Here is a 17,893-nt window from a genome sequence, read left to right on the forward strand (position 1 = left end):
AAGGTGGGCGTTGACGTTGTGAACGCTCAGGGTGTGTCGGCTGTGGTCGAAGAAAGTCAGCATGTTCGCACCTCCCAGGCGACGGACTGGGCCGTGTCTGGAACATCGTCGAAGTGCAGGCTGATACCGTCATCGGCGCTGTAACCGAGGCGCACACCCTGGGTGCGTTGCTGGGCTGCTCGACGCTCCAACAGTTGTTGGCTGAGTACAGGCAGGATCTGTTCGTTGAGCAGGCTGTCGATGTTGCGTGCGCCCGAATCAGGCAGCAGGCAGGCAGCAACCAATGCGTCCTTGAGGGCGTCGTCGATCTGGCAACCCAGGCCGTAGTGGCGTTGCAGGCGTTTGGCGACCTGGGCCAGCTTGATCGCGACGATGCGCTTGAGTGCATCGGCTTGCAGCGGGCGATAGATGAGGGTCTGAAAACGGGCCAGGAGCGCCGGCTGGAAGTGGTCGCGCAGGATCGGCCGCAGGTGTTCGTGCAGCACGCTGTCCGGTGCGTCCGGTTGCTCCTGCAAACAGCTGTGCAGTTGGTCGCTGCCGAGGTTGGAGGTCATGAGAATCACGGTGTTGCGAAAATCGATCTCGCGGCCTTCACCGTCGCGCATAAAGCCGCGATCAAAGACCTGATAAAACAGATTGAGCACGTCGTGATGAGCCTTTTCCACTTCGTCGAGCAGCACGACGCTGTAGGGCCGTTGCCGCACCGCTTCAGTTAAAACACCGCCTTGGCCGTAGCCGACGTAGCCGGGTGGCGAGCCTTTGAGCTGGCTGACGGTGTGGGCTTCCTGGTACTCGGAAAAGTTGAGGGTGATCAGCGATTTTTCGCCACCGAACAGGCTGTTGGCCAGGGCCAGGGCTGTTTCGGTCTTGCCTACGCCACTGGTACCAACCAGCAGGAACACACCCAGTGGCGCCTTGTCATCGGTGAGCCCGGTTTTGGCCGCACGCAGGCGTTGCGCCATGGCATTGAGCGCCGACTCTTGGCCGATAACACGCTCTGCCAATTGCCGCTCCAGTATCAACAGGTTGGCCTGCTCGTCCTTGAGCAGACTGCCCAGCGGCACACCGGTCCAGTCGGCGATCACTTCCGCCACGCTGCGCGCGTCGACATCCAGCGACAGCAGCGGTTGGTTGCCTTGGATGTCGCGCAACTGCCGCTGCAGTTGCGCACAGGTCTCGCGCTGCGGTGGCTGCGCCTGACGCGCATCAATCAGTTGTTGAGTGAGGTCAAGTTCCTGTCGGTATTGCTGTTCCAGAACGAGGTACTGGCGTTGCAAGTCGGCGTGTTGGGCAGCTATCACCTTCAGGCGCTCATCGGCCTCCCGGCCGCCCAGTCGCTGATCCTGTTCCAGCGCTTGGCCCTCCAGCTCCAGGGCCACTTGCCGGGCGCTCAGGCGGGTCAGTACCTGCGGCTCACAGTCCAGGCTCATACGCACACGGGCACTGGCGGTGTCCAGCAGGTCGACTGCTTTGTCGGGCAGTTGCCGGCCGGTCAGGTAGCGTCGCGACAGGCTGACCGCAGCCTGCACCGCCGCATCCTGAATATGCACGCCGTGATGGATGGCGTAGCGCGCCTGGAGGCCTCGCAGCATCAGGCACGCATTAGCGTCATCCGGCTCATCCACCTTGACCCTTTGGAAGCGCCGTTCCAAGGCCGCATCGCGCTCGAAATACTGTTTGTATTCGCTCCAGGTGGTCGCGCCGATGGTGCGCAATTCACCACGGGCCAGGGCCGGCTTGAGCAGGTTGGCCGCATCGGCGCCCCCCGCCTGGTTGCCGGCACCGATCAGGGTATGGGCTTCATCGATAAACAACAGTACCGGCTTTTCAGACTGCTGCACGGCGTCGATCACGTTTTTCAGGCGTTGTTCGAATTCGCCCTTGACCCCTGCCCCGGCTTGTAACAAGCCCAGGTCCAGGGTGCGCACACAAACCGATTTGAGGCTGTCCGGCACCTTGCCTTGGGCAATGCTCAAGGCCAGGCCTTCAACCAGTGCCGTTTTGCCGACCCCAGGTTCGCCCACCAGCATCGGATTGTTCTTGCGCCGGCGGCTGAGGATGTCGATGACCTGACGGATTTCGTCGTCGCGGCCAAATACCGGGTCGATCTTCCCTTGCGCCGCCTGGGCGGTGAGGTCATGGGTGAATCTGTCCAACACGGCCTGCAACGCATCATCCTGGCTGACTCGGGGCGGGAACATGGCGAGTTCACTGGAAGGCGCAGCGGTGTTGCCCGATGGGGCAGACGCTTGCAGCCCTGGACGCTCCTCGGACGTTTGATCCAACAGTGCCGCGAGACGCTGCAACTGGATCTGACTGAGACTGAGCAACGGCCACGCGGCTTCACACGCCAGCAGGCCAGGTGTTTCCATCAACGCACTCAGCAGATGTACCGAGCGCAGGCTGTCGTTGTTGTCGTCCAGCGAGGCAAGCACCCAGGCATTTTTGATCAGTTGCTGCAACGGCTCCGACAACTGCGGCTTGCTTTGCACACTGCGTGGCAACTGATCGATGTGCTCCAGCAACCCGTACCACAGCGTCTCCAGATTCCACTCGTAACGACGGGCGATCACGGTCAGGTCACCGTCCCCCTGCCCCAACAACTTGAGCAGCCAGTGCTCAATGGTGATCTGCGCATGTGCACGGCTCTGGCACAGCGAAGCCGCTGCACTTAATGCCTGGGCGCAGTAGGGATTGAGACGGCGAAGCAAGCGGGTGGAATTCGGTGCCATACGGTTGCGTCCTTGTTTGGAGTGCCAGGTGATTGGGTTTTCAACTCGATGTGATTGGCTGAACGCCCGCGAACGGACGCTCAACCCGACACACCGGGAGCCAGCAGGCGAAATCCCACCTGCTGCTCCATGCGTATCAAGCGCTTTGGCGTTCATTCCAGGAGTCGGAGTGGATGATGTTGCCGTCCTTGTAGGTCCAGGTGACCTTCTCGTAGCGCAACTCAATCTGTTCGAGGTGGTTGTGCTTCTCTTTGCTCGGGTCTTTGACGTCGTGCATTTTCGGCGCAACCTTCACTACCTTGACGTTTTCCAGCTTGGTGACGAAGTACTCGACTTCTTGCCCGGCATCGTCGATGCGGTACCACTTGAACTCGGCACTCTTGAGGGTTTGCCCAGTGGTCACCGCCTTGTATAGGTAAGGGCTGGACGCATCGATTTCCTTGGAAAACAGAAACGGGGTGTGTACCCGCGCACCGGTCAGCTTTCCGGTGTTGTTGTCGGTGGGGATGTACAAACTGTGGTCCTGGGCGACCACCTCGATACTGCCCACACGCTTATCGACATTCACCGAACCTTTAATTTCGGCACCACCATCGTCCTGTAGCCAGAGGTAAACGGGAATTGCCATGTGAAGCTCCTTTTCTCGGAATTTAAACGTCGCGGGATGCGACAGGGGGTTGTCTGTCCGGCCCTGGGGTGGCGAGCTCGCAGGCCCCCGCCTCCGGTACCAGACGGATATCGACGCGGCGATTGGCGGCACGCCCGGCCTCGGTGTCATTACTCGCAATCGGATGAGTGGCGCCGAAGCCCTGCACCGCAAAGCAGCTGGCGGGAATGCCTCCCATGTGCTGCATCCAGGCATGCACGGCTGCCGCACGCGCGTGGGAGAGTCGCAGGTTTTTTTCGCTATCTCCGGTGGCATCGGTATGCCCCGCGATAACGATCAGCCAGCCTGGCTGTGCCTTGATGTCGACCAGCGCTTTAATCAGGATTTGGGTCGAACCGGGTTTGAGCTGGGCACTGCCGGGCGCGAACAGCGACAGGCTATCGAGCCGTACTGCGCTGGCGACCGGCTCGGGCGTGGCTTTCGGTGGCGGCTCACTGTGAGCGGCCAGCACGGCATGGAGCGGAGCCCGCAGGCGTTCGCCGCGATACAGGCCCAAGCCAAATGCCAAGGGCGCGCCGTGTCGGTAGTTAGCGTCCAGATGCTGGGCGTGCTGACGGAGCACGGTCACGGCGTTTTCACGCCAAAGAAATTCACGTTGATTACGCTGGGTCGGCTGGGGGATAGCCGAATAGCGCCGCAGGTCGTCACTGACCTGGCGCGCCAGCAGGGTGTTCTGCCACGCCGAACTGGCCAGAGCGATGACGCCTGCGACGGTGAACAACCACAGCGCAACGACGCCTGCGCGTTGGAGTGGGGTACGCTGAGGGCCGAGTGCAAGCAGGTTGAGCAAAGGGTCAGGGAATGGCAGCAACGCATCCGACGCTACCTGACCGTTAGCAACCAACGCCACTTTGCTGCGTAACCATTGCTGCCACACGTTCCCCAAGACCGCCTGTGGCAGCGACGCCACCCGCTTGATTGCACAGGTCGTTGCCAAGGGATTGCGCGTGTTACGAATGACCAGGTGCGGCAGCACCGCTTCATGCAACCAGGCCACAACACTGCTCAGCTGTATGCTCGCCTGCATCCGCGCAGCCTGTAGCGACAAGTCAGCGGTCTGCCGCTGCCATTCATCCAAGCTGACACATGCACCCGCGTCACGCACACGAGCCTCGGCGTGGCCGTTGCCCCAACAGAACCATGGTTCGTCGCCCTGCAAGGTTTGCAGGTAACTCACCAGTAGCAGTGGCAGTGCAATACCGTGCTTGCGAGCCACGGCAAGCTGATGGCTGAAGGCGCGCACCTGACCCGCGAGTACTGCACCGTCGCTGTGTGCGCCTGGGTTCACGATGAACATCACGCCCAGTTGCCCGGCCCAACCCGGCCGCAGTGCCAAGAGCCCCTCGGTGACGGTCGGCAGCTGCTCCACGGTCGGTACACGCACATAGCAACCCGACGCCGTCACACGCAGGGCCAATTGCTCGGCCGGAATCTCACCGAACAGGCCTTCCAGGCTGTTTCCGCAGACCAGCACCACCGGGTGACGAAACGACATCGCAGGCAACGCCATGTTATCGGCCAACCTGACCGACCCAAGCAGGCACTCGGCTCGGCGACTCAGCACCACCCAGGCCCATGCAACACAACACACCACGACCAACATCCCGAGGGCACGCACCCACAACGTGAGCGGAATGATGATCAGCAAACCGAGGACGAGTATGCCCGCCCACAGGTAAAGGATTCGATGCAGGTTGAAGGTCATCTACCCCTTACCCCTGATCAGGCATGAGCGAGGCAATTGCGTCGCTCAACAGGTGATCCAATCCCCACCCTGTAGCCGCGAGCAACAGGCCCATCGCCAGAACATGGATCAGCGGTGAGCGCAGCCACGACAGGCCCGCAACTCGCTCGCCGCCCGCCTGCGTAACGAGGCCATGACTGATCTTGAGTGGGGTTATCCGCGCGCCAAGGGCGACCAGTAATTGCTCACGTTCAGGATCGCCCAGATCGCGGTAGCGCCCGCGAAAGCCCAACATCAATATCCGTTGAAATGCCGTCAGCACATGCCGATCAGGCGAGGCCCCGCGCAGCACTTCGCGGATGTCTTCATACAGAAACTCACCCGCCTGATGACGGTTGAAAAACTTGGCCTGCAACGGTTCGCGGGCCCAGGACGCCCGCGCGTCATCACTGGCAAAGGTCAGCACAGTCTCGTCGAGCAACGCACATTGCGCGTGGCTGATGTGATCTATGCTGCGTTGATCCAAGCCCGCCAGCTTGAGCTGTTGGCGCACCTGTTCCACCTGCCCGGTGCAAAGCTGCTCCAGCTCCCGGCTGTTCTGTACAGAGGCGCCCTGGCGCAACTCAACCACCAACAGATAGGTGTCCTGTAACAGTGCATCGATATCCACCGCTACCGCGTTTTGTTCTTGGGAAGACGTCAATTTCATGAGCGCAGCACCGCAAACAGTTCGAGCTTGACGTCGGCCAACGTGCTTGGAACGTAGAAAGCGCACACGCCTTCGTCCAGCATTGCCCGCCCGTTGGAATGCTCGAGGTCAAGCGCGAAGTATTGATTTTCAAGACGCAATGGAATCGCCGCCGGCACATGGCTAAGCGACTGCAAAGGCACCCCATCGAGTGCCGCATTGACCAGGTGGTTGACAGCGTCGGGCGTACCGACCTTGCACAAGCGCGGGAACTGGTCCTGCAACTGCGCCGCCGGTAGCCGGCAACGCACCGACAGATAGAAGTCGGCACCATGACGTTCACGCAGGCGAGGGTCATTCAACGTAACCTGCCAACGATTGGCCCCCTGCTCCTGCAGCAGCAAAGCAATGACCCGCGACGGCAGACTGGCCTCCAGCAAAAGGGCAATGCTGTGCATCAGCGGCGGGAACACCGTCTCCAAATGCGCGTGCCGATAAACTGGAATTTCGTCGATGTCGTGTTCCAATGAAAATGTCAGCAGGCCGCCGGCCAGCTTGATCAGCGCTTGATAGACATGCTCGGGATGCCGTGCGGGAAACGCCCGAAGATCCGCCAGTACCGGCTGATAGGTGTTCAAGGCGTTAAGCAGCCAGAACAGCGAGACATCGGCCACGGCAAAGTCGGCCATGCGCTGATTGCTTTCCCGTCGCATCCCCATCAGCCGTTGCCGCTTGGCGGCTAATTGCGTCAACAGGTTGTCCAGTTGATTCAACAGCCCAGGGTGCGCGGCGAAGCTGAGCAATGGCGGCACGTAGTCGGGATCAAGGCTCCAGGCACCCTTCCCATCTCGCACCAGACGTGCGACCGGACACGTTATGTAATCTGCGTTATCGTCACTGTGCAGGCGCAGGCTCAGCGCATGTTCCAGCACGCCAACCGACTGCGCCTCGTCTGCATAAAGATCCTGTACCTGGCGCCAGTCCTGACGATAGCGGGTTGGCCGATCGACGCTGCCGCCTTCAAACAAGCAATTGTTGCCGTTGGCCTGTTCCAGCGGCAGGGCCAACTGCAAGGTCACTTGCTGAACATCATCGGTCAGCAGCCGCGCCAGCTCCAAGGCTGGAGGAAGCCGATCCATGTGTTCGGTGTCGACCCATGTACCATCGGGCATTCGCACACACAATTGAGTGGCCTTGAGCTTGCCCAGTCGCAAGGCATCCAGGTCAAACTCCGCAGCCTGGACACCCCAAGGGTGTACCCAGGTCAATAGCGCGAGCTGGTCGTTGGCCCACGCCTCATAGCGCGCCTGCTGCTGAAATTGCTGTGGCGACAGCAATGCTCCGGCGGCCCATAAAGGGCGATCGATCTTCATGGCATCGTTTCCCTACGATTGAATCAGGCTTTGGCCTTGGGCATCTGCGAAACCAGCGACAGGTTCACGTCCATGCCCTCGACCTGGAAGTGCGGCACGGCGTACAACTTGACGCGGAAGAAACCCGGATTGTCCTCAATGTCTTCTACCGTCACCTTGGCATCGCGCAACGGGTGCGAGGCCTGTAAGTCATCGCCAGGGTCAGTCATCTCGGTGACTAGCCCGCCAATCCATTTGTTCAGCTCAAGTTCCAGCAAACGACGGTCCTTGGTGGTGCCGATGTTTTCGCGCTGGATCAGCTTCAGATAATGGGCGATGCGTGAGAGCAGAAAGATGTAAGGCAAGCGCGCGTTGATTCGACTGTTGGCGGTGGCATCGGCCGTGTCATACAGCGCCGGTTTCTGCGCGGAGTTGGCCGAGAAGAAGCACGCATAGTCGCGATTCTTGTAGTACGAAAGCGGAATGAAACCGAGGTTGGCGAATTCGAACTCACGGGTTTCCGGAATCATCACTTCGGAAGGGATCTTGACCTGATTGCCGGTGCCCAGATCGTACAAGTGGATGGGTAGCTCAGTGACAGCCCCCCCCGATTGCGGCCCACGGATCTGCACGCACCAACCATTGGCAATGAAGCTTTTGACCATGTTGGCCGCAAACGCAAACGAGGCATTGGTCCACAGGTACTTGCTGTGATCCGGTCCTTTGACGCTTTCGATGTAGTTGAAATTGCGTACCGGAAGGGTGTCGGGTCCATAAGGCAAGCGCCCAAGGACACGTGGCATGGTCAGACCGATGTAACGTGCATCGTCACTGTCGCGGAACGCCTTCCACTTGATGTATTCGGCACGGTCAAAGTAGTTGCCAATGTCTTTGATCGCGGCCACCTCCTCCATGGACTCTTTGCCGAAGAAAGTCGGGCCGACAGCGCCCACAAACGGCATATGTGCGGCGGCGGAGACTTTCGAAATGTTGCGCAGCAGGGCGATATCCTGAGGGCTTCGGTCGAACTCATAGTTGGAGATAGCTGCCGCAATCGGCTCACCGCCCGGGGTGTCGTACTCCTGAGTGTAAGTGTGCAGGTACAAGCCACTCTGGGCGATCTCCGGTGCGTCCTCAAAATCCTGCACCAGGTGATCCTTGCTGATATCCAACAGTTCGATGCGCACGTTTTGACGGAAATCCGTCTGATCAATCAGCGACTTCACACCGCGCCAGGTCGACTCGACGCACTGGAAGTCTGGATGGTGCATGACGGCGTCGAGTTGACTGCTGATCTGCCTATCCAGTGATGCAATGTGTTCGTCCAGCAGGACTTTATCCAGGCGCTCAATTTTCTGCGGCGATTGTTTAAGCAACTTTAAAAAAACACTGACGGCTGCTGTCACCCGCTCATCGGCCGACACCTCAGATAGCGCCTCAACATTCTGAAAAACCTCGATACCGCCTAACTTGGCAACCGGATTCAGATTAATCTTGTTAAACAGCACACCATAAATACCCTTGCACTCTTCAGATAACACGGTGGTACCGCGCGATTGCTCGCTGGAATTCTCTACGGCCATAACGGAACTTCCCTTTAATAATCGAGTTAAATTAACGTGCGTCAGGTGCCAAGGCGGCTAACTCAGCTCGAAGTTCATCACTCAGGGCGTCATCTTTCAGAATGCGCTCTAACTCATGGCGGAAGGTCACGTTATCCAGCAGGTTCGATTTGAGGTCGCGCAACAGGTTGCGCATGGCCAACAGCGCACGCAGTTGCGGAATCTGCCGCGCTACTTGTTCGGGTTCAAAGTCCTTCATGCGCCGAAAGCTGAGCTCGACAGGCGTGTCAGACGCATCGTCGCTCAAGGTATTGCAGACTGCGAGCTTCAGGCCAGGCGAGAAGTCAGCCAAGACACTATCAAAGTTGTTTTTATTGATATTGACCTTGCCTCGTTCCGACAACGGACGCTGCTCTTTGCCGTTGCTGTAGTCGCCCATCACCATCAGTTTCAAAGGCAATTCGACTTTTTTCTGCGCACCGCCGGTATGCAGATCGAGTTTGATGTTAACCCTGGCTTTGGGCACTTCGTTTTGGAAACTGCTTAAAGTCATAACTCCATCCATCGTCTTGCCAACAGCACTTAAGCCGTCAGAGAAAAGTAAGACAGGAACCTAGACCTACATAGACTCCTTTCTGGAGAAGCCAAAGCGCTACGCGGCATGTGGCGATCTCTTCCTAATTAGAATGAAGTATCGCCAGTAATATTTACCATCCCCCAAATCACGACCGAGAGCTTTCCGCGACACTTTGGGGATATTTCCCACAAATTGCCCAGATTACAGTGCTTGCAATCCATATTTAATGTTTAAATTTCACGGTGCGATTTTACTGTCAGACACGTCTAAAAAATCACGTAGGAGTCTGATAAAAACAAGATGGGAAGTTTGAGAACGTCAAGTACGCACAAGAATGCTCTTACACTTATAGTCGTTAAGTTTATAAGTGAAACGCGATCAGGGAGGAATAGATAAACCGGCCAGCCAGCGGCAGGATATCCTCCCGCCACGGCCCCGTTACATCGTAAAACTTGAAGTTTGGCGACACCCAATCACGCTTCTCGCGCCTTCACCTTCAAATGCCGCGCATACCAGGGCCGCTTCGGCACGCGCTTGAACAACCCCTTCAACATCTCGTCCTCGGCACCGAAGGTAATGCGCAACGCCAGCTTCATGGTCTCCGGGTCCATCTCCATCGAGCGTCCCATCTGCAGCCCCGGCGTGGTGCTGCAGCCATGGGTGTCCGGCCCCAGCCAGGGGTCGCCGACCTCGACCCAACGCCCCGCTGCGAACCATGCCACGCCGTTGACTTCAAGCCGGCTGACCTCACCGGGATGGAAGCGCTCATGGGCGCGAAACCAGTCTTCGACGCGGTCGTCGATCCAGCCGTGGAAGTGCCAGAACACCGGGTTCACATGGGAGGAAAACGGATCGCCAAGGAAGTCGTTTTCCGCCGCATACCAGCGTGCAGCAAAGTCCGCGGGGTCACGGGCGAACGGTACCGGGGCGCCGTTGGAGGGGTCGCGGGGCACGGAGGCCCAGCGCATGTGCAGCCAGTCGTGCAGCCCCAGTTCCATCTCGGAGCCGAGTTGGCCCAGGGTCAGTTTGGCCAGGTAGCGTGGGTCGCGGTACTGGGATTCCCACACCTGGAAGTTGCTGTGGTAGGTCTCGGCGGCCTTGATATCGCTGACCCATTGGGTGTAGTCGCCGTCGTCCGGTGCCAGCCAGGTGGGGGGCAAGGCAAAGCCGTCGTGGTTGTCGAAGTAACGCACGAAGCCCAGGCGATCGCGCTCCAGGGGCGGTTGCGGTTCGGGGAATTGCGCCCATGAGGGCAGGTGTTGCATCGAGCGCGCGGTACCGAGCATGTGGCGGTGCATGAAGAAGAAGTCGATGCCCGAGCCGTTGCGGTCCTTGAGGGTGCCGCGGGCGTCGCGCTCCTTGCCGCGCGGGCCGGGTTGCCAGCCGATGCCGCGCAGCGCGTCGCGTTTTTCTTCGGAGAGTTTGTGCCATTGGTCACGGGTGGCGTGCCACAGCTGGTGGAACAGCCGGTGCTCCGGTGAAACCAGCCAGGCCAGCAGGGCCGGGTTGAGGCCGATGCGTTCGCGGGCTTCGGGAAACACCTGTTTGTGCGCGACGAAGCGGTTGTCGCGTTCAACCAGCGCGAGGGGTCGGTCCAGGTCGAGGATGTGCCCGCTGAGGGTGCTGCTGCCGGCATTGGCGAAGTTGGCCCAGACTTCGTCCAGGGTCATCTTGAATTCATAGGCCGGTGTGCCGTCGGCGGTGTCGCGGTCGATCAGGCGCCAATAGAGCACGGCGCCCTCGCCCGTGAGCAAATCACCGAGGACGCGATAGCGCGGTTCAGCGTCGGCACGCAGGTTTGCAGCCGTGTCGAGATAGCCGCGCAGGCCACGGCCGCGTGGGGCGATATCCAGCAGCAATTCCAGCCCCTGCAACGGCAGGCCCTTGAGGCCAGCATCGCGGCCTTCCAGGCGCAGGCTCCACACGCCGCGCAGCGTGTTCGCCAGGTGTTGGCCGGCAGTGTCGGCCAGGTCTACGGTGGCTTCGCCGGGCGTGATGGGAAATTCTTCGCGCGTCAACTCGCGATGGGCATAAAAGGCCGCCGGCACGGCTGCGCCGGTCAGCGCCAGGCCTGCGATGAACCCACGTCGAGAGATGGTCATTGTCTACCTTAGGAAACGCCTTTATCAGAGCTAGAACGTTTGCTCACGGGGGAAATTTAGCTTGCCGCCCGCGACGCCTAAATTTGCGCGCTCATGGCTCGTTCTTCCCAGATAGCAAAGGCCTCAACTGACTGAGACGGCAATGACAAAACCACGTTCGAAAAAGGCGCTGTATATCGGCCTGCCGCTGGCATTGGCCATCGGTGCCGGCGCCGGCTTCCTGGCCTGGGATCACTGGTTCAGGGGCAATGCCGGTTACCCGTTGGCGGTGATCAAGCAGGCCAACGACCTGCAGGATCGCTTGCTGTCGTTCGACAGCCATATCACCGTGCCGCTGGATTTCGGCACGGCCGGCAACGAAGCCGACAAGGATGGCAGCGGCCAGTTCGACCTGGCCAAGGCGGCGCGGGGTCGGTTGTCCGGCGCGGCGCTGACGATTTTCGGCTGGCCGGAAATCTGGAACGGCGCCAATGCACCGCACAAACCCACCGAGGGGTTTGTCGAAGAGGCCCGCCACGAGCAGGAAGTGCGCTACAAGATCATCTCCGGCATGGTGCGCGACTTTCCCAATCAGGTCGGCATCGCCTACACCCCGGACGACTTCCGGCGCCTGCATGGCGAGGGCAAGTTCGCGATCTTTATCAGCATGCTCAATGCCTACCCGCTGGGTAATGACCTGAACCAGCTGGACTTATGGGCTGCGCGCGGCATGCGCATGTTTGGCTTCAGCTATATCGGCAATAACGCCTGGTCCGATTCGTCGCGGCCGCTGCCGTTTTTCAATGATTCCACCGATGCCCTCGAAGGCCTGTCGGACATCGGCAAGCAAGCGGTACAGCGCCTCAACGATTTGGGGGTGATCATCGATGTGTCGCAGATGTCGACCCAGGCTCTGGAGCAGGTGGCACAACTGAGCCGCACGCCAATGGTCGCCTCGCACTCGGCGCCGCGGGCGTCAGTGGATATCCCGCGCAACCTCAGCGACAAGGAACTGCAACTGATCAAGAACAGCGGCGGCGTGGTGCAGGTGGTGGGCTTCCCCGCCTATTTGCGCCCGCTGAGCCAGCCAACCCAGGACAAGCTCAACGCCCTGCGCGCTCGTTTCGACCTGCCGCCATTGCCCAACCTGGCCATGGCCCTGATGCCAGGTGACGCGATCATTGCGGCATGGCCCGAGCAGAAGTTCGGCCAGTACGCCCAGGGCCTGTACGGCATCCTGGAGGAAGAACCCAAGGCCACGCTCAAGGATTGGGGCGACGCCATTGACTACACCGTGCGCAAGATCGGTATCGATCACGTCGGCATCGCCTCGGACTTCAACGACGGCGGCGGCCTGCAGGGCTGGGAGAACGTCGGCGATGTGCGCAACGTCACTGCCGAACTGATCCAGCGCGGCTACTCCGAAGCCGATATCGCCAAGCTGTGGGGAGGCAACTTCCTGCGGGTGTGGGACCAGGTCCAAAAAGCCGCCAAACCCTTGGCCAACCGCTAACCACCGGTGAAGTAAGTCCATGACCGACCGCCGTACGTTTCTCAAACAGGCCGGGGTAATCGCCGCCAGCCTGCCGCTGGGCGCTGCCATCCTGCCCCAGGCATCGGCCGCCAGCGCGCCGGACAGCCCATGGGCGGACCTCAAGCAACTGTTCGACCAGGATCCGAGCTACCTGCACTTCTCCAACTTCCTGGTGGCGTCACACCCCAGGCCGGTGCGTGAGGCCATCGAACGCTACCGCCGACAGATCGACCGCAACCCTGGCCTGGCGATGGACTGGGGACGTGAAGAAGCCTGGAAACGCGAAGGCCAGGTGCGCGAGTGGGCCGGCCGTTACTTGAAGGCCAGCCCGCCCCAGATCGCCCTCACCGGCAGTACGTCCGAAGGGCTGGCGATGATCTATGGCGGGATCAAGGTGCGGCCCGATCAGGAGATCCTCACCACGGTTCACGAGCATTACGCCACGCAGAACTGCCTGGATTTTCGTGTCGCCAAGCAAGGCACCCAGGTGCGCCGCATCCGCCTGTTTGAACAGGCCAGCCAGGTCTCCATCGACGAGGTGCTGGGCAATATCCAGCACTCGATCCGCCCCAACACCCGCGTACTCGGCATGACCTGGGTGCAGTCCGGCAGCGGCGTGAAGCTGCCCATCGGCGAAATCGGCCAACTGGTCGCAGAACATAATCGCAACCGTGACGATCAGGACCGCATCCTGTATGTGGTCGACGGCGTGCACGGTTTCGGCGTGGAAAACCTCGACTTCCCGGATATGCACTGCGACTTCTTTATCGCCGGCACCCACAAATGGATGTTCGGTCCCCGTGGCACCGGGCTCGTCTGCGCCCGCGACCCGGTGAATAAATACGTCACGCCGATGGTGCCCACGTTCTCCGAAGACAAGGACTTCGCCACGATCATGACGCCCGGCGGCTATCACGCCTTCGAGCATCGCTGGGCGGCGGACGAAGCGTTCAAGCTGCATTTGCAACTGGGCAAGGCGCAGGTACAGACGCACATCCATGCCCTCAACACCGAACTGAAAACTCAGCTGCTGGCCCTCCCTCAGGTCGAACTGGTCACGCCTCGCAGCCCCGGCTTGTCGGCCGGTTTCACCTTTTTTCGGGTCAAGGGCCAGGACAGCGACGCCGTAGCGGATTACATGATGAACAACCGCGTGGTGATCGATGCGGTGGACCGCGATGTCGGGCCGGTGATCCGCACCGCCCCCGGCTTGCTCAATAACCTCGATGAGATCCAACGCTTCATAAGCCTGCTGAGCCAGCGAGTGTGACGGTGATTTTTCCCTTTGAACGAGAGGCTCCCATGACTCCATTGCGACTCACCCCTTTGACCGCCTTGACGCTGACGGCCCTGTGCACGGCATGGCTGCCCAACCTGGCCCAGGCAGCTACGCCGCAACCCGGAAAAGTGTTCAAGGACTGCAAGGACTGCCCGGAAATGGTGGTATTGCCGGCCGGCACCTTCACCATGGGCACCCCGGCAGATGAAGTCGGCCGCGAGCCGGACGAAGGCCCACTGCATGACGTGACCTTCGCCAAGCCCTTCGCCATGAGCCGCTTCCAGATCACCGCCGGCGAGTGGGACAGCTACGTGCGCCAGACCGGGGTGAAGATCGCCGACGGCGACACCCGCCCCGGCCGCGAATGCATCGCCAGCAAGCCACGCTATCCTCAGGGCCCGCGCCAACCGGCGGTGTGCATGGACATGGACGACATCAAACACTACGTGGCCTGGCTGTCGAAAAAGACCGGGCAGCAGTACCACATGGTCAGCGAGTCCCAGCGTGAATATGCCGCGCGCGCAGGCTCGACCGGGCCATTCCCCTTCCCGTTCGACGAGGGCAAGGGCTACAGCATCGCCCAGCACGCCAACACCTACGGCCCGGCGGATGGGTACAGCTATTCGTCGCCGGTGGGCAGCTACCCGCCGAATGCGTTTGGCATGTATGACATGCACGGGAACGTCTATGAGCGGGTGGCCGACTGTTACCACGCGGATTACATCGGCGCGCCCACCGATGGCAGTGCCTGGGTCGAGCCCACGTGCGAGCTGTACCAGATTCGTGGCAATGACTGGGGTGAAGCGCCGGTGTTCTCGCGCTCGGGCAATCGCAACAACATCTACCCGCAGACCCGCGGGGATTGGATCGGCTTCCGCGTCGTGCGCGATCTCTAAGCCCAGCCCCTATCCTGTAGGAGCGAGCTTGCTCGCGAAGAACTCATTGGCACCGCGCTGATCCTGAATACACGCGTTATCGTTGACGTTTTTCGCGAGCAAGCTCGCTCCTACAGGGGATCGCGGCGCTTCAGCCTTTGAGCGCCAGCAACTCCAAACCTTCATGCAACGCCGGGAACAGGCTGTTGTTGAAGTTGTTCCAACGCAGTTCAAGGATGGTGTCGTCCGGCGAGATCTCGGTCTTGAGTACGTCGTGGAACACTTCGCCGGAATCGATGCCATTGTCCACGTAGTGGAACGAGGCGCCGGTCAGGTACAGCGGCTCGCACGGTGTGGTCGCCCTGGTCGCCCAATCCACCACCGCTTGCCCCCGCGCTCCGTACAGCGCATTCCAGGTGGCATAGGCACCACGGCGCTCGTACGGCGACTCGATACGGGTAATGCCCGGGTGGATATTCATGATCCGACGCGCGAACGGTGCACCTGGGCGCACCAGTTCATCGAGAATCACCAGCAAACCATCCAGCACCACGATGTCGGCCTTCAATTCGACCAGCGTGTCATACAGGCGACGTTCGAAATCCTGCTTGCCGGCGATATGCTCGGCACTGCCCCGTGGCAGGCGGCGATAGGTGGACGGCACGCTCAGCAGCAGGTCGTTGACCAGGCGCCCCTGCACCCGCAAGTCCGCGGGGTACAGCCATGGGCGCCCAGGCGTGCAGGCAAAGCCATAGTCGGCGACCAGTTGCTGGTCCCGTGGGTTCTGCTCGTCATCGTCATACACCACGCCCACCAGGTGGTAGGCCTCGCCCAGCGGCGTGTCGTTCAGCGACCCCACCAGAAACTCCAGTACCGACTTCATGTAGCGCTCATGGTCCTTGTAGGCCACCGGCTGCCCGGCCTTGTCGGCGGCAGCATTTCTCAGGGACCAGACATACACCAGATTCTTCTTCGTCATTGTTTCGCTCTCGCTGAAGGGACCACGCCCCGCGTCGTTACGCGTGCGCCTACAGAACAAGAACGAGCCAGCCGCCCGGCAATTTATCCGTCACTGCCGCCGCCGGGCATACCGAGCTAAATACTCGCGCCGACGCTTCGTTTGTCATGGGTAAGGGTCTGTGTGCCCAGCCCCCTCTTTTTCACTCTCCGGGATGTACTTATGACCGACCCCAAGCGCGGCGCCTTCAGCGGTTTGCTCGCATTGCTCAGGCCCTTTCGCACCCTCGTGACGGTCTCCGTTGCCCTGGGCATGGCGGGTGGCCTGGCCATCACCTTGCTGCTGGCGACTATCAATAATGCCCTGCACGCCTCCACCGGCATGACCCAGGGCGTGATCCTGGCCTTTGCCGCGCTGTGCCTGCTGGCCCTGACCAGTTCGATCGTGTCGGACATCGGCACCAACTATGTCGGTCAACGCATCATTGCCGCGCTGCGCAAGGACCTTGGCGAAAAAGTCCTGTCGGCGCCTATCGAGCAGATTGAACAGTATCGCTCCCACCGCCTGATCCCGGTGCTGACCCACGACGTCGACACCATCAGCGACTTTTCCTTCGCCTTTACACCCCTGGCGATCGCCACCACCGTCACCCTCGGTTGCCTGGGCTACCTGGCGTACCTGTCGGTGCCGATGTTCCTGATGATGATCGTGGCCATCGTCATCGGCAGCAGCGTGCAGTTCATTGCCGGCCACAAGGGCATTCGTGGCTTTGACGAAGCCCGCGACCTGGAAGACGAGTTGCAGCGCTACTACTCGGCGATCGCGTCAGGCGCCAAGGAGCTGCGTATCCACCGCCCCCGACGCTTTCGCATGAACACCCACCGCATCCAGGAAACCGCCGACCGCATCAGCGATATCCAGGTGCGCTCGGTGAATATCTACATCGTGGCCAAGACCTTTGGCTCGATGCTGTTCTTCGTGGTGATCGGCCTGGCCCTGGCGATGCAGGCCTACAACCCCAACCCCGACCCCGCGGTGATCACCGGTTTCGTGCTGGTGCTGCTCTACATGAAAGGCCCGCTGGAGCACGTAGTGGGTTACCTGCCGATTATCGGCAAGGCGCGGATTGCCTTTGCGCGTATCACCGAACTGTCCGAACGCTTCTCGTCGCCGGAACCGCACCTGCTGATGGATGGCAGCGAGGCGCCGACACCGGTGGTGCACAGCCTGGAATTGCGCGGCGTCAGCTACAGCCCGCCGGCGGTGGAAGGCAGCCAGCCATTCCACCTGGGGCCGATCAACCTGAGCATCAAGCAGGGCGATATCGTGTTTATCGTCGGTGAAAACGGTTGCGGCAAGACCACGTTGATCAAGCTGTTGCTGGGCCTGTATCAGCCCCACGCCGGGGAAATCCGCCTCAATGGCGAGACCGTCACCGACCCGCTGCGCGATGACTATCGCCAATTGTTCACGACGGTGTTCGCCGACTATTACCTGTTCGATGACCTCGTCCAGGGCAGCGCCACCCAGTCGCTGGACAGCGCCACCCGGTACCTGGAGCGCCTGGAAATCGCGCACAAGGTCAGCGTCAAGGACGGCGTATTCAGCACCACCGACCTGTCCACCGGCCAGCGCAAGCGCCTGGCGCTGGTCAACGCCTGGCTCGAAGAACGCCCCGTGCTGGTGTTCGACGAATGGGCCGCCGACCAGGACCCGGCCTTCCGACGCATCTTCTACACCGAGCTGCTGCCGGACCTCAAACGCCTGGGCAAAACCATCATTGTGATCAGCCACGACGACCGTTACTTCGATATCGCCGACCAGTTGGTGCGCCTGCGCGCGGGCCAGGTGGTGCATGAAATGGCACCGGCGTGAAATTTTTTTCCGGTTTCTCCAGTTAGGAA

General features: G+C 60.6%; 13 protein-coding genes. 4 read left to right on the plus strand and 9 right to left on the minus strand.

From position 1 onward, the window contains the following. Positions 1 to 56: 56 nt before the first annotated feature. The 8 genes from tssH to pvdP form a co-directional block, all read right to left on the minus strand. The gene (gene tssH / locus ACODSV_RS28535) at positions 57 to 2,732 is read right to left on the minus strand and encodes a type VI secretion system ATPase TssH (RefSeq protein WP_150056499.1); all 2,676 of its coding nucleotides are present in this window, start codon (positions 2,730 to 2,732) and stop codon (positions 57 to 59) included. Between the two features lie 136 nt (positions 2,733 to 2,868). After that, a complete protein-coding gene (locus ACODSV_RS28540; protein WP_150056498.1) occupies positions 2,869 to 3,360 on the minus strand; it encodes an Hcp family type VI secretion system effector in 492 nt (163 codons plus the stop codon). A gap of 22 nt (positions 3,361 to 3,382) precedes the next feature. Further along, a complete protein-coding gene (locus ACODSV_RS28545) occupies positions 3,383 to 5,104 on the minus strand; it encodes an OmpA family protein (protein WP_150095386.1) in 1,722 nt (573 codons plus the stop codon). 7 nt (positions 5,105 to 5,111) lie between these two features. Continuing rightward, the gene (tssL, locus tag ACODSV_RS28550; RefSeq protein ID WP_150056329.1) at positions 5,112 to 5,792 is read right to left on the minus strand and encodes a type VI secretion system protein TssL, short form; all 681 of its coding nucleotides are present in this window, start codon (positions 5,790 to 5,792) and stop codon (positions 5,112 to 5,114) included. Continuing rightward, complete coding sequence (gene tssK, locus ACODSV_RS28555) at positions 5,789 to 7,144, minus strand: type VI secretion system baseplate subunit TssK (protein ID WP_454843563.1); 1,356 nt, start codon at positions 7,142 to 7,144, stop codon at positions 5,789 to 5,791. The genes tssL and tssK overlap by 4 nt, the downstream gene beginning before the upstream one ends. Before the next feature lie 23 nt (positions 7,145 to 7,167). After that, the gene (tssC, locus tag ACODSV_RS28560; protein ID WP_150056327.1) at positions 7,168 to 8,706 is read right to left on the minus strand and encodes a type VI secretion system contractile sheath large subunit; all 1,539 of its coding nucleotides are present in this window, start codon (positions 8,704 to 8,706) and stop codon (positions 7,168 to 7,170) included. Between the two features lie 31 nt (positions 8,707 to 8,737). Next, entirely contained in the window at positions 8,738 to 9,238 is a 501-nt protein-coding gene (tssB, locus tag ACODSV_RS28565) for a type VI secretion system contractile sheath small subunit (RefSeq protein ID WP_150056326.1), read from the minus strand. Positions 9,239 to 9,735: 497 nt separating this feature from the next. Next, positions 9,736 to 11,364 (minus strand): pyoverdine maturation tyrosinase PvdP, encoded by a 1,629-nt coding sequence (gene pvdP / locus ACODSV_RS28570; RefSeq protein WP_150095385.1) that lies wholly within the window; start codon positions 11,362 to 11,364, stop codon positions 9,736 to 9,738. A 142-nt stretch (positions 11,365 to 11,506) separates the two neighbouring features. Between pvdP and pvdM the strand changes: the two genes are divergently transcribed. The 3 genes from pvdM to pvdO are packed head-to-tail and all read left to right on the plus strand — an operon-like array spanning position 11,507 to position 15,052. Then, positions 11,507 to 12,856: a pyoverdine-tailoring dipeptidase-like protein PvdM gene (gene pvdM / locus ACODSV_RS28575; protein ID WP_150056324.1), complete on the plus strand. Its 1,350-nt coding sequence runs from the start codon at positions 11,507 to 11,509 to the stop codon at positions 12,854 to 12,856. Between the two features lie 19 nt (positions 12,857 to 12,875). Further along, positions 12,876 to 14,147 (plus strand): pyoverdine-tailoring periplasmic protein PvdN, encoded by a 1,272-nt coding sequence (gene pvdN / locus ACODSV_RS28580; RefSeq protein WP_150056323.1) that lies wholly within the window; start codon positions 12,876 to 12,878, stop codon positions 14,145 to 14,147. 32 nt (positions 14,148 to 14,179) lie between these two features. Then, positions 14,180 to 15,052 carry a dihydropyoverdine dehydrogenase gene (pvdO, locus tag ACODSV_RS28585; RefSeq protein ID WP_069075799.1) on the plus strand — a complete coding sequence of 291 codons (873 nt, stop codon included), beginning with the start codon at positions 14,180 to 14,182 and terminating at the stop codon, positions 15,050 to 15,052. A gap of 130 nt (positions 15,053 to 15,182) precedes the next feature. Here pvdO and ACODSV_RS28590 read toward each other — a convergent pair whose 3' ends face one another. Continuing rightward, complete coding sequence (locus tag ACODSV_RS28590; RefSeq protein WP_069075800.1) at positions 15,183 to 16,010, minus strand: formyl transferase; 828 nt, start codon at positions 16,008 to 16,010, stop codon at positions 15,183 to 15,185. A 201-nt stretch (positions 16,011 to 16,211) separates the two neighbouring features. Here ACODSV_RS28590 and ACODSV_RS28595 point away from each other — a divergent pair, with 201 nt between their 5' ends. Further along, positions 16,212 to 17,864, plus strand: a complete 1,653-nt coding sequence (locus ACODSV_RS28595; protein ID WP_024076051.1) for a cyclic peptide export ABC transporter — start codon at positions 16,212 to 16,214, stop codon at positions 17,862 to 17,864. Positions 17,865 to 17,893 lie beyond the last annotated feature (29 nt).

This window comes from Pseudomonas sp. FG86 (assembly GCF_057808775.1).

Coding starts and splice junctions, on each gene's coding strand:
- tssH (WP_150056499.1), bottom strand. CDS start 2,732: ATGGCACCGAATTCCACCCGCTTGCTTCGCCGTCTCAATCCCTACTGC.
- ACODSV_RS28540 (WP_150056498.1), bottom strand. CDS start 3,360: ATGGCAATTCCCGTTTACCTCTGGCTACAGGACGATGGTGGTGCCGAA.
- ACODSV_RS28545 (WP_150095386.1), bottom strand. CDS start 5,104: ATGACCTTCAACCTGCATCGAATCCTTTACCTGTGGGCGGGCATACTC.
- tssL (WP_150056329.1), bottom strand. CDS start 5,792: ATGAAATTGACGTCTTCCCAAGAACAAAACGCGGTAGCGGTGGATATC.
- tssK (WP_454843563.1), bottom strand. CDS start 7,144: ATGAAGATCGATCGCCCTTTATGGGCCGCCGGAGCATTGCTGTCGCCA.
- tssC (WP_150056327.1), bottom strand. CDS start 8,706: ATGGCCGTAGAGAATTCCAGCGAGCAATCGCGCGGTACCACCGTGTTA.
- tssB (WP_150056326.1), bottom strand. CDS start 9,238: ATGACTTTAAGCAGTTTCCAAAACGAAGTGCCCAAAGCCAGGGTTAAC.
- pvdP (WP_150095385.1), bottom strand. CDS start 11,364: ATGACCATCTCTCGACGTGGGTTCATCGCAGGCCTGGCGCTGACCGGC.
- pvdM (WP_150056324.1), top strand. CDS start 11,507: ATGACAAAACCACGTTCGAAAAAGGCGCTGTATATCGGCCTGCCGCTG.
- pvdN (WP_150056323.1), top strand. CDS start 12,876: ATGACCGACCGCCGTACGTTTCTCAAACAGGCCGGGGTAATCGCCGCC.
- pvdO (WP_069075799.1), top strand. CDS start 14,180: ATGACTCCATTGCGACTCACCCCTTTGACCGCCTTGACGCTGACGGCC.
- ACODSV_RS28590 (WP_069075800.1), bottom strand. CDS start 16,010: ATGACGAAGAAGAATCTGGTGTATGTCTGGTCCCTGAGAAATGCTGCC.
- ACODSV_RS28595 (WP_024076051.1), top strand. CDS start 16,212: ATGACCGACCCCAAGCGCGGCGCCTTCAGCGGTTTGCTCGCATTGCTC.